We start from the raw sequence: 13,262 nt of genomic DNA, 5'->3' as shown, positions 1-13,262 counted from the left end.
CTTTTTTTTTGAGGTTATATTTTACTAAAACGTTATAGATGCAATTTTTAACATTTGTTTAAAAACATCTAAAAAAAGAGAAGATTTAAGCGTAAATTTGAAATATTAAAAGTATAAAACAAACCAATTATGAGTGTAATAATTAATGTCCACGCAAGACAAATTCTAGATTCTAGAGGAAATCCAACTGTAGAAGTTGATGTAGTAACAGAAAATGATGTATTAGGAAGAGCTGCTGTGCCATCTGGTGCTTCAACTGGAGAACACGAAGCTGTAGAGTTACGTGATGGTGGAGATACTTACATGGGTAAAGGTGTTTTAAAAGCAGTAGATAATGTTAATTCTATTATTGCTGACGAATTATTAGGAGTATCTGTTTTCGAACAAAATCTTATAGATAAGATTATGATTGATTTAGATGGAACACCTAATAAATCTAAATTAGGAGCTAATGCTATATTAGGCGTTTCTTTAGCTGTTGCAAAAGCAGCAGCAGGAGAACTTGGTTTACCATTATACCGTTACGTAGGTGGTGTTTCTGCAAACACACTTCCGTTACCAATGATGAATATTATAAATGGAGGATCTCATTCTGATGCTCCAATTGCATTTCAAGAGTTTATGATTATGCCAGTTAAAGCTAAAAACTTTACTCACGCTATGCAAATGGGAACAGAAATTTTCCATAACCTAAAAAAAGTATTACACGACAGAAACTTAAGTACAGCTGTTGGTGATGAAGGTGGTTTTGCTCCAAACCTAGAAGGAGGAACAGAAGATGCTTTAGAAACTATCGCTAAAGCTGTAGAAAATGCAGGTTATAAATTTGGTGATGAAGTTAAAATCGCTTTAGATTGTGCTTCTGCAGAGTTCTACGAAAATGGACAGTATGACTATGCTAAATTTGAAGGTGCTTCTGGAAAAGTAAGAACTAGTAAAGAACAAGCTGAATACTTAGCAGAATTAGTTGCTAAATACCCTATCATTTCTATCGAAGATGGTATGGACGAAAACGATTGGGAAGGTTGGAGTTATTTAACAGAGCTTGTTGGAGATAAAGTGCAGTTAGTAGGAGACGATTTATTTGTTACCAATGTAGAGCGTTTATCTAGAGGTATTAAAGAAGGTATAGCAAACTCTATTTTAATTAAAGTTAACCAAATTGGTACATTAACAGAGACTATCGCTGCTGTAAATATGGCTCATAATGCAGGTTATACATCTGTAATGTCTCACCGTTCTGGCGAAACAGAAGATAATACAATTGCAGACTTAGCAGTTGCATTAAACACTGGACAAATTAAAACAGGTTCTGCTTCTCGTAGTGATCGTATGGCTAAATACAACCAATTATTACGTATAGAAGAAGAATTAGGTGAAGTAGCATATTTTCCTCAAGAAAATGCATTCAAAATAAAATAGGAAATTATTTAATTATAAAAAAAGCGATTATTATTCTTTAATAATCGCTTTTTTTTATACCATCATTTTTACTAATACAATTATTGTTAAATCCTTTATAAAGAAGCTATAAAAATTATGAGATATTTCGTAAATTAGCGAACCGCATAATTAAAAAAACTTTCAAAAAAATATGGCGAATACGGCTACCTTAGAAATTGATGAAAAAAAATATGAGTTCCCTTTAATTACAGGAACCGAAAACGAAGTTGCAATGGACATTAGTAGTCTAAGAGGAGCAACAGGAGGTGTAACAACTTTAGATGCAGGTTTTAAAAATACAGGCTCTTGTAAAAGTAGTGTTACATTTCTAGATGGAGAAAAAGGTATTTTGAGATATAGAGGGTATTCTATAGAAGAATTAGCGGAAAAAGCAGACTTTTTAGAAGTTGCTTTTTTATTAATTTTTGGTGAATTACCAACAGCTTCAGAATTAGAAAAATTTCACTCAGATATAAAGAAAAATTCTATAGTAGACGAGGATGTTAAAAAGATATTAGATGCATTTCCTAAATCAGCTCATCCAATGGGTGTGTTATCATCTTTAACTAGTGCTTTAACAGCATTTAATCCAGACTCTGTAAATGTTGAATCTGAAGAAGATTTATACAATTCTATAGTTAGTATTTTAGGTAAATTTCCTGTTTTAGTAGCATGGTCCATGCGTAAAAAATCTGGGTTACCGTTAGATTATGGAGATAAAAATTTAGGCTACGTAGAGAACATTTTAAAAATGATGTTTAAAGTACCTAATGAAGAGTATACACAAAATAAAATTTTAGTTGATGCTTTAGATAAGTTATTAATTCTTCATGCAGACCACGAGCAAAACTGTTCTACATCTACAGTAAGAATAGTAGGTTCTTCTCATGCAGGACTTTTTGCTTCTATATCTGCAGGTATTTCTGCGCTTTGGGGGCCACTTCACGGTGGGGCTAATCAAGCTGTATTAGAAATGCTTGAAGCTATTAAAGCAGATGGCGGAGATACTAAAAAATATATGGGTAAAGCTAAGGACAAAGAAGATCCATTTCGTTTAATGGGCTTTGGACATAGAGTTTATAAAAATTTCGATCCTAGAGCTAAAATTATTAAAGTTGCAGCAGATGAAGTTTTAGGAGATTTAGGAGTACAAGATCCTATTTTAGATATTGCTAAAGGTTTAGAGCAAGAAGCTTTAAGTGATGATTATTTTGTTAAGCGTAAATTATATCCTAATGTAGATTTCTACTCAGGTATTATTTATAGAGCTATGGGTATACCTACAGAAATGTTTACAGTAATGTTTGCTTTAGGTCGTTTACCAGGTTGGATTGCGCAATGGAGAGAAATGCGTTTAAATAAAGAGCCAATAGGGCGTCCAAGACAACTTTATACAGGAGAAACAGAAAGAGCTTTTACTGCTGTAGAAAACAGATAAATTAAAAGATATTTTTAAATATATTTAGGCTTCATGATTTTTTCATGAAGCTTTTTTATTTTTTATTTAATATTTATAAGAATAATGCAAAATCAAACTAAATATTCTTAGTTTTGTCTTAGTATTAAGTTTTAATAATATTTCTCAAGATTATTAAGCGTTAGTCAATATTCATATATTTTATTTGCTATTATGTTAAAATTAAATGTAAAAAACGAAACATCAAGATTACGAGCTGTAATTCTTGGAACTGCCGAAAGTTGTGGACCAACACCGACGGTAGAAGAATGTTACGATCCTAAAAGCATTGAACATGTTAAAGCGGGTACTTACCCCAAAGAAGCAGACATGATTGCCGAAATGGATGCTGTAGAAGCAGTTTTAAAAAAATATGATGTTGACGTTTATAGGCCTTCTGTGCTTCAAAACTGTAATCAAATATTTTCTAGAGATATTGCCTTTGTTATAGAAGATAAAATTATTAGAGCTAATATTTTACCAGATAGAGAGAAAGAAGTAGAAGCTATTCGTTATGTTTGGGATCAAGTTGCAAAAGAAAATAGAATATTATTACCCGAAGAATGCCATGTTGAAGGAGGTGATGTTATGCCTTGGAACGATTATATTTTTATAGGGACTTATTCTGGTGAAGACTACCCCGATATTATTACAGCGCGTACAAACACAGATGCTGTTATTGCATTACAAGAATTGTTTCCTAATAAAACGGTAAAAACTTTCGAATTAAGAAAATCTAACACCCAAGCAAAAGAAAATGCTTTGCATTTAGATTGTTGTTTTCAGCCTATAGGAAAGGACAAAGCTATTATTCATAAAAACGGATTTTTGATTGAGAAAGAATACCAGTGGTTAGTAGACTTTTTTGGAGAAGACAATATTTTCGAAATAACAAAAGACGAAATGTATAATATGAATAGTAATGTGTTTTCAATATCTGAAGATGTTATTATTTCTGAGCAAAATTTTACACGTTTAAATACTTGGTTAAGAGAACAAGGTTTTACTGTAGAAGAAGTACCTTATGCAGAAATAGCCAAACAAGAAGGCTTATTACGTTGCTCTACAATGCCATTAATTAGAGACTAGTAAAATTTGCTTTAAGGTGTTTTTTGCTTAAAAAAAACATTTACACTTAGGTTTATAGAAAATAAGTGGTAATCCTCTTTTATAATTCCGCTAGTTATTTGGCTTTTATTACTGTAAGAATAACTAAAATTTATTATAGAGTTGTTTCTTAAGTACTAACAATATAGCAATACCAGATTATATTAAGCCATTATTTTACCTAATGCTAATATCGTTTTGTATGCCTAAATCTTAAAAAAAAGTATGGCAAACTAGATAAAGCGTTGGTTCTAAATATTATTTTGTTATTAATAAATAAAAGAGAGTATTATACATAATAAATTTAATCTATCAAAAATAGCATAGGATAATTCTAGTTCTAATTTTAAATCGTTGCTTTTAGCATCTTTGCTCTTAAAATATACCCAATCTACAGATTGATTAAATTCTTGTTCGTTTATAGATAAGTATAAATGGTCTCTATAAGGTTTAAATACGTTATCGTTTAAAAGTCCATAAACTATTTTGCCTTCTACGTTTGTAAGCTCTCAATAATACTTTTCTTTATTTTACAGTTGGTTGTAGTATTATTTAAATAGTCATACTTTTGTAGTATAACATTTTTACTATGCAACAAATTACAAATTCAATATTAATGATTCGCCCTGTAAGCTTCAGGATGAACGAGCAAACAGCTGTAAACAATTATTATCAAACTGTTTTAGACAATGTATTGCCAGAAACGGTAAATGCAAAGGCGCAACAAGAGTTTGATGCTTACGTAGAAAAGCTTAGAGGTATTGGAGTAAATGTAATTGTTGTAAACGATAGTAAAGATACAGATACACCCGATTCTATTTTTCCTAATAACTGGGTGTCGTTTCACGAAAACGGACATGTTGGGCTATACCCCATGTTTGCAGAAAATAGAAGACTAGAACGTAGAGAAGATGTATTAGTTACTCTAGAAGAGCAAGGCTTTGTAATTAATAATATTATAGATTACACAAGTGCTGAAGCAGAACATGTTTTTCTAGAAGGTACAGGAAGTTTAATTTTAGACCGTGTTAACCGTAAGGCATATTGTGCGCTATCTCCTCGAGCAGACGAAGATTTGTTTATAGAATTTTGTGAAGATTTTGAGTTTACACCTGTTGTTTTTACATCTAATCAAACTGTTAGCGGAGTACGCAAAGCCATATATCATACAAATGTAATGATGTGTGTTGGCGAAACCTTTGCGGTTATTTGTTTAGACAGCATAGATGATAAAAAGGAAAGAAAAAGTGTTATTAAGCACTTAAAAGAAGATGGTAAAGAAATTATAGCAATAACTGAAGCACAGGTAAATAACTTTGCTGGTAACATGCTTCAAGTAAAAGGAGCGAATAATGAGCCATATTTAATAATGAGCCAAGCAGCTTACAATACTTTAAATAAGGGGCAGGTTGCGAGTTTAAATAAACATACTAAAATTTTATCAAGCTCTTTAGATACTATTGAAGCTTGCGGTGGAGGTAGTGCACGCTGTATGATGGCTGAAGTGTTTTTACCTAAAGTTTAATTTTTGGTTTTTTATAAATATAACAGGCCTGCAGTATTAAATTATTCTGCAGGTTTAGATTTTGGTAATTGTACATAAAAAGTACTGCCAACATTAACGGTACTTTCTACCCAAATTTTCCCACCATTTAACTCTACAAGTTCTCTGCAAATAGATAGGCCTAAACCTGTACCTTTTTCGTTATTAGTGCCCATGGTTGTAAAAGAATTACCTTTAAAAATTTTTTCAATATTTTTCTTAGATATTCCAACACCAGAGTCTGCAATACTTATAATACAGCTACCATTACTTATATGGTTAGAAATAGTAATAGTATCTCCATTTTTAGAAAATTTTAAAGCATTAGCAAGCAAATTCTGTACTACAATTTCGAACATGCTTCTATCAGCATAAGCAAAATCGCGTAAAGAATGGTCTACCAAATCAATGCCCTTACTTTCTATACGTTGCTCTATTAGTTTTACTTTGTCTTCAAACACCTCTTGTATGTCAAATAAGCTTGGGTTGGGCTTTAAAGACTGCATTTGAGATTTAGACCAATTTAAAAGATTAAATAAAAGTAAAGAGGCATTGTTTGCGTTTTCACTTAATTCTGGAATTAAATTATCAAATTCTTGTCGTGTAAGCGAACCATCTTTCATTAAATCTATAAAACCATTAATAGACGATAGTGAATCTTTTAAATCGTGCGACACTATAGAAAACAATTTGTCTTTTACATTATTAACATTTTCAAGGTGTTTAGTCTGTTCAAGAAAAGCTTCGTTTTGTAATTCAATTTTAATATTTTTTTCTTCCAACTCTTGTGTATATTTCAAGTTGTTGTTTCTTTTAAAATAAATTAAAAACAACGCAGTAATAACTAAAGCAAGTATAGCTAATAATATGTAGGTAAATAATTGAAGTTTTTTATTTTTCTTTTTAAGCTCAAGCAACTCTTCATCATTATTAATGGTAGTTGTAGCAATTGGTTTTTCTGGTTTTTTACGTTTATCAAAATTTAGATCGAGGTTTAAATTTTGTACGGGAGTATTATTTATGCTGTTAACTGGTGCTTTTGCCCGCTCAAGGCTATCTTTTAAACTGTAATATCTGCGTTGCCAAACAAAAGCTCTGTCAAATCTACGGTTGGTAGAGTCTATAGCTTTCATTAATTCATACTGCCTTAATAACTCTTCTTTATTGTTTAGTTTTTTGGCAAGAACACCTGCTTGTAGCAGCTGTTTCTCTGCAATAATAACACGTCTTTGCTGTAAGTTTAAGTCGGCTAGATTAATTAAGGTTGTTAAAAAACCAGCATCGTTATTTGCTCGTTTATTAAGTCCGTAAGCTTGAGTTAAATACTTGGTCGCATTTTTATAGTCATGAAACTTTAAATACTCGGCACCCAATTGCGGGTATATTTTTGCACGAGCAGAATCGCTTTTAGAATTTAAAGACGAAATTACTTTTTCGTAATAATCAATCGCTTTTCTATGTTCTTTAGAGAAAGAATAAAGTTTAGCTAAATGAAGATTAGATGCATTTATTCCTTCTTTATCCTGTAGTTGCGTTTGTATTTGTAAAGCCTTTAAATAAAATGGAGTTGCTTTATCGTAGTTTTTTATTTTATAATAGGCCTCTGCTAAGTTGCTGTATGCTAATTTTAAATCGTTTTTTAAGCCTCTTTTTTCTAATTCTTTAATAGAAGATAGTGAGTATTGAAGTCCTTTATCGTAATTACCGCGTTTAATCTCTATAAGGCCAATACTATTATTAACCATAGCAACACTTAAAGTGTCGTTTAATTGATTAAACAAGTCTTTAGATTTTGAGTAACCACTAACAGCATTTATATAATCATTTTTTTCTGCATAAATTAATGCTTTGTAGTAGGTAATTTCTGCAATGCCTTTATGGTAATTTAACGAGTTAGACAGTTTTTCACTTTCAATAATATACTTTAAAGCTTTATCGTAATTTTTTGCAGCATAAAGATTTTTAATTAAATATAATGAGGTGTCTACCTTTAAAGAATCAGCTTTTTGGTAAGCTAATTCAATAGAGAGGCTGTCTATGATTTTGTTTTGAGACCAAACAAAATTCATAGATAAGCATAGAATAATTAAAACAATTATTTTCCTCATACTCATATTTAAATAAACAACATTTTATAGCTGTCAATAATGAATATCTTAATGAGGGAATTAAAGATAAGCTTTTGAGAGTTTGATAACATTGTTACCCTTTAAAATGGTTAGATTTTAGTGTGACATAGCAATTATTTAACAAAAATTACTAAAAAAGTATATAAAATCTAATTTCTGCGATTTAATGCCAAAAAATTAGTTAAAAGGAGGTGTTAAATTTTACTAAAAAATCGACGAATAGACTAACGGTAAATATCTTAGAATAACAACATGCTTTTAAGTTAATAGCAACTTTTGTTATAGTATTTTGTTATTATATCGCAGTAAAATAGATTGAGGATTAACCCTCTTTATAAAAATCATTTTTTACAAATAAAGCTTAATAAAAATTTTATCTTTGCTCTCTTAAAAAGCGACTATAAATGAGCCTTCAAGAGACTTTATCTAATCAAGTAAAAGAAGCAATAAAAGCTTCGTATAATGTAAATTTAGAAACTGTAGAATTTCAAGCAACAAGAAAAGAATTTGCAGGAGATATAACAGTAGTAATATTTCCTATGTTGCGCCTTGTTAAGGGAAATCCTGTACAAATAGGACAGACAGTTGGTACTTATTTAGTAGATAATGTAGACGAAGTAAAAGCGTTTAATGTTGTAAAAGGATTTTTAAATATAGAAATAGTAGATAGCTATTTTGTTAATTTTTTTAATACCGTAAAAAACGACGATACTTTTGGTTTTGTAACACCTAGTGCCAATAATAAAGCGGTTATGGTAGAGTATTCGTCTCCAAACACTAACAAACCATTACACTTAGGCCATGTTAGAAATAACCTTTTAGGCTACAGTGTAGCAGAGATTTTAAAGGCTTCTGGTAAAAAGGTTTATAAAACTCAAATTATTAACGATCGTGGTATTCATATTTGTAAAAGTATGTTGGCTTGGGAACGTTTTGGAAATGGAGAAACACCAAAAAGTTCGGGGTTAAAAGGCGATAAGTTAGTAGGAAATTACTATGTTAAATTCGATCAAGAATATAAAAAAGAAATTAGCAATTTAATAGCAGAAGGCAAAACAGAAGAAGAGGCAAAAAAGAGTGCCCCAATTTTATTAGATGCACAGCAAATGCTTTTAAAATGGGAAGCAGGAGATGAAAATGTTGTAGCGCTTTGGAAAAAAATGAATGGCTGGGTATATGATGGTTTTAATGTATCTTACAAAAATTTAGGTGTAGATTTTGATACTTTATATTACGAAAGTAATACCTATTTGTTGGGAAAAGAATTTGTAGCCGAAGGTTTAAAATCGGGGGTTTTTATAAAAGAAGAAGATGGGTCGGTTTGGTGTGATTTAACAGATGACGGATTAGATAAAAAAATAGTTCAACGATCTGACGGTACTGCGGTATACATGACTCAAGATATTGGAACTGCAATACAAAGAATTAAAGATTTTCCAGATGTTGGCGGTATGGTTTATACGGTTGGTAACGAGCAAGATTATCATTTTAAAGTCTTGTTTTTAATTCTGAAAAAACTAGGATTCGATTGGGCAGAGAATTTATATCATTTAAGTTATGGTATGGTAGATTTGCCTAGTGGAAAAATGAAGAGTAGAGAAGGTACTGTAGTTGATGCAGACGATTTAATTGACGAAATGGCCAAAACTGCTGGCGAAATTTCGGAAGAATTAGGGAAGCTAGACGGTTATTCTGAAACAGAAAAGCAAGCGCTTTATAAAACAATTGGTTTAGGAGCTTTAAAGTATTATATATTAAAGGTAGATCCAAAAAAACGAATTTTATTCGACCCGAAAGAATCTATAGATTTTCAAGGAAATACAGGTCCATTTATTCAGTATACTTATGCTAGAATTCAATCTATTTTAAGAAAAGCAGATTTAAATGCTTCAATAACATCTGAAGCTTTACAGGTTTCACTTCACGATAAAGAGCGCGAACTAATAAAGCAATTGCAGTTGTTTCCTGAAGTTATACAAAACGCTGCATCTCAGCATAGTCCTGCGCTAATAGCTAACTATACTTACGACTTGGTAAAAGAGTTTAACTCATTTTATCAAAATGTATCTATTTTAGGAGCCGATAACGATACAGAAAAATCTTTTAGAGTTCAGCTTTCTAGAAAAGTAGCTATTACTATAAAAAGTGCATTTAGTGTTTTAGGCATTCATGTTCCAGAACGTATGTAATTAAAAAATTATACTAAATAAAGCCGATAAATGTTCTTGTTTTTTCGAACATTTATCGGCTTTTATTTTTTTAATTTAAACTTTTATGGCTTTATGTATTTCTCGTTTCTCGTTAATTTTTATTTCGAAAATATAGACACCTTTGCTTAAGTTTTTAAAATTAATAGATACAGCTCCATCTATTAAATCTGCACTATTACTTATAATTAAAACACCAGAAGAGTTATATAAATTATAAGCAAGTACAGGTGCTTTTTCTACACTTACAAAATTAATTACATTGTTAAACGGATTAGGGTATAATAACCATTTTTTATCGTCTTTTATGGCTAATTTGTTTGTTAAAGTAAGACATGCGCTAGATAATGGTGCGCTTAAAATTTCGGGAAGCTTTAAGTTTGTAAAGCTATTATTTGTACTATGGTTAAAAAAAGTAGCATCAATAATGGCACTATCTGCACCTAAAAAATCTTGTAATAATGTTCCAAACGTTTGGCGATAATCGTATTGTACGGTTTGAATTTGAAAATTGTTAGAGCTCGTAGCTTCAGTTAAATCTGGATTCGTTCCAGACACACCTCCAGCCACAGGATTACCAAAAACAAACATAGGTGCAATTTCTCCATGATCGGTTCCTAAATTACCATTTTGAGCTGCTTTTCTTCCAAACTCAGAAAAGGTTAGTCCAACAACATCATCAGCCAAATTCTGACTTTTTAAATCATTTAAAAAAGCTTCAACACCACTAGATAATTGGTCTAATAAATTAGAGTGTTTTCCTAGCACATCACCAGAACTTTGTACTTGAGCATTATGGGTATCAAATCCAGAAATACGAACCATATAAATTTTAGAGCCTAAATCTCCACTTATTAATCTAGCTACCGTTTTTAATTGATTAGATAAATCTGTATCAGGATAACTGGCGTCGTTTTGCCCATTATTAAAAGCCGAAGAAATGGCCTGCGCATAGGTGTTAGAAAGGGCATCGGTATTATTTATAAACTCTAATTGTTTACCATAATCAGAATTTGGAATGTTGGTTGGCGGTGCGCCCCCTAAACCATTTAAAACATTATAAAACCCAGAAGGGTCTTGTCCTGTTATGTTTAGAGACATACCGTGCGCTTGTTCGCCATGAAAACCTAAAGAGGTTTTATTAGAGCCTATTTCTACAGCCAAAGGAAAAGTTTCTAATAATAAGTCAGAATAATAAAGCTCCATAAACCTACCAATCCAACCTGTTTCTGCTCCATTTAGTACGCTATTTCCATCGTTTCCTGTTAAATATAAATCGGTAGATTTAAAATGACTTTTATTTTGAGATGGATACCCTACAGATTGCATAACTCTAAGCAAACCTTTATCGTAAATAGATTTAAAACCAGTAAGTATTGGGTTTAAGCCAATTTGTTGGTTGCTAGGTAGTGTGTCATCTAATGTAATATATTTATTGGCTCCGTTTTCGGGTACTTTTATATCTGGCCTTAAATTGGCGTAGGTACTGTATTCACTTATAGGAATAATGGTGTTTAAGCCATCGTTTGCGCCTGCTAAATTTATAAGTACTAATTTTCTGTTAGATATGTTTGGGCAATCTTCAAAAGGCATAAAAGATTTTAAAGCAGCTTGCAATTCAAAAGGTGTTAACCCAATAACAGAAGCTGTAGCCGATAGTTTTATAAAATTTCTTCTTTTCATAATTTAATAGCTTACATTAATTGAAATTCTGCTGCGTTAACCATGGCAATAATAAGTGCATCTAAGCGGGTTTTTACAGTAAGTTTGTCGTCTTCGCTATGAGTGTTAATATATTTTTGCCATGCTCCAGACCAGTAATAATCATTAGAATCTTCAATTAAAAACTGTTTAAAATAATTTGCTCTGTCTGTATCGATACTTTCGGGGTATAGTAACTCTGCTAATTGTACAACTAAAGTATTTGGGTCTTTTGCTATGTCTATAGCTATTTTATCTTCTATAAAAGCAACAGTATCTATACTGGTGTAAATTTTTGCATTCGGATTAATTGTATTACGCCCAATTATTAAACTTTCTATTATTTTATACCTACCAATAATGGTGTTTGATGAAAACCAAATTTGATCGAAATTAGGCTCTTGGTAGTATGGCGGATACCCAGCAACCGAATCTGGATTGTAAAACTCCATGCCAGCAGCTTTAAAATAGGTGCCATGAATAAACCAGAAAAAGAAGTTTTTATAAAATAAAGAAGGCTCTGTTTTAGGATCTGGAAATGATACACTAAATATTGAAAATATTTCTGAAAGTAATTGTAGCGGACTTTTTATTAGTGCTCCAATAATATTATCGGTTTCGTTTCCATCTCCAATATCGTAAAAATGCTCGCTTGTTAACAGCTTTTTTACTACTGGCAAAATTTCGTAATTATTGTCAATAAGTAATTCTGCTAGGGGTTCTATTACATCTGTTTCTATGGTTGCATCCCATTTACTTTTTACAAAATATCGGTATAGTTTTCTGCAATAAGCTTTTGCTGTTTCTGGTTGATTAAAAACCATGTCTACAAAATCATCTAATTCTTCGAATATACCTGTAGTTGTGTTTCTTCCTGTAATAACTTTATTGCCAAAAGCACTGCTAAAAGTTTTATTATTGGTGTCGTGTTGATAAATATTTAGGTATCCTGTAGGTAAGTTAGTGTCTGCATCAATATTACCATTTCTGTCATATTGTTTTTTAAAGCCAGAAAATACTTTAGCAGCTTGCTGTATATCTATTTCTGTATAATTGGTGTAATTGCCTTCTCCTATTTGTTCTCCTTTTAAAATGGTAAAAAGCTCTAAATATTCTCTTGCATAGTTTTCGTTAGGATTGTTTTTATTATTCTGAGTATTATCTAGATAATCTAGCATGGCGTTATCTAGTGTAATTTTTTTTGCTAAGGTTTTTATATTGCCTAAGGCATAAAAATCTAACAGACGAATATGGTCGTAAAAAAACTCGGAATATCCAACACCTAAATCTTTGGCAACTGTAAAGCTTGTATGGAGAAAAAAAGATAATTTATGTTTTAAACTTACTTGGTTTATGGCGTTGTACCACCACCATGCGGTTACATGAGATCTTTTTCTACCAGAACCAGAAAAGGTGTTTGGATGTTGACCTGAAGATGTCCAGAAACCATCTGGAGCGTCTGTGGGTAAAGGGTCGTATGGTTCAGATAATACATTAGTAGGATTTGTTGCTATGCTATTAACAGCCTCTGTAGCTGTCATGTTTGCAAAAATATCTAATTGCTCTTTGGTATAATTAAATGTTGCTCGGCGTAATAGGTGTTTTGCTTTTCGTAATCCTAACTTACCATTTAAAGGATTTATTGATGCCATTCGTTTAGTTTTGTTAGTTACAAA

The 13,262-nt window shown here is 31.4% G+C and carries 8 protein-coding genes; 5 read left to right on the top strand and 3 right to left on the bottom strand.

Annotated features, from left to right (window positions below):
- The first annotated feature begins 129 nt into the window (after positions 1-129).
- The 4 genes from eno to ctlX all read left to right on the top strand — a co-directional run bounded on the left by eno (position 130) and on the right by ctlX (position 5,531).
- Positions 130-1,422 (top strand): phosphopyruvate hydratase, encoded by a 1,293-nt coding sequence (eno, locus tag ABD715_RS09970; protein WP_344788062.1) that lies wholly within the window; start codon positions 130-132, stop codon positions 1,420-1,422.
- Positions 1,423-1,594: 172 nt separating this feature from the next.
- Entirely contained in the window at positions 1,595-2,881 is a 1,287-nt protein-coding gene (locus ABD715_RS09965) for a citrate synthase (protein WP_344788061.1), read from the top strand.
- A gap of 192 nt (positions 2,882-3,073) precedes the next feature.
- Positions 3,074-3,988, top strand: a complete 915-nt coding sequence (locus tag ABD715_RS09960) for a dimethylarginine dimethylaminohydrolase family protein (RefSeq protein WP_344788060.1) — start codon at positions 3,074-3,076, stop codon at positions 3,986-3,988.
- Positions 3,989-4,595: 607 nt separating this feature from the next.
- Positions 4,596-5,531: a citrulline utilization hydrolase CtlX gene (ctlX, locus tag ABD715_RS09955; RefSeq protein WP_344788059.1), complete on the top strand. Its 936-nt coding sequence runs from the start codon at positions 4,596-4,598 to the stop codon at positions 5,529-5,531.
- Positions 5,532-5,572: 41 nt separating this feature from the next.
- Here ctlX and ABD715_RS09950 read toward each other — a convergent pair whose 3' ends face one another.
- A complete protein-coding gene (locus tag ABD715_RS09950; RefSeq protein WP_344788057.1) occupies positions 5,573-7,657 on the bottom strand; it encodes a tetratricopeptide repeat-containing sensor histidine kinase in 2,085 nt (694 codons plus the stop codon).
- 425 nt (positions 7,658-8,082) lie between these two features.
- Here ABD715_RS09950 and argS point away from each other — a divergent pair, with 425 nt between their 5' ends.
- Complete coding sequence (argS, locus tag ABD715_RS09945; RefSeq protein ID WP_344788056.1) at positions 8,083-9,867, top strand: arginine--tRNA ligase; 1,785 nt, start codon at positions 8,083-8,085, stop codon at positions 9,865-9,867.
- A 75-nt stretch (positions 9,868-9,942) separates the two neighbouring features.
- Here argS and ABD715_RS09940 read toward each other — a convergent pair whose 3' ends face one another.
- Entirely contained in the window at positions 9,943-11,568 is a 1,626-nt protein-coding gene (locus tag ABD715_RS09940; RefSeq protein ID WP_344788055.1) for a DUF1501 domain-containing protein, read from the bottom strand.
- An 11-nt stretch (positions 11,569-11,579) separates the two neighbouring features.
- Complete coding sequence (locus tag ABD715_RS09935; protein ID WP_344788054.1) at positions 11,580-13,238, bottom strand: DUF1800 domain-containing protein; 1,659 nt, start codon at positions 13,236-13,238, stop codon at positions 11,580-11,582.
- Positions 13,239-13,262: the final 24 nt, after the last annotated feature.

Origin of the sequence: Postechiella marina, assembly GCF_039538365.1 — a bacterium.
In the GTDB taxonomy this organism is placed as follows: Bacteria; Bacteroidota; Bacteroidia; order Flavobacteriales; family Flavobacteriaceae; genus Postechiella; species Postechiella marina.
The sequence above is the reverse complement of the archived record's forward strand: the minus strand, read 5'-3'. Positions and strand labels throughout refer to the sequence as shown.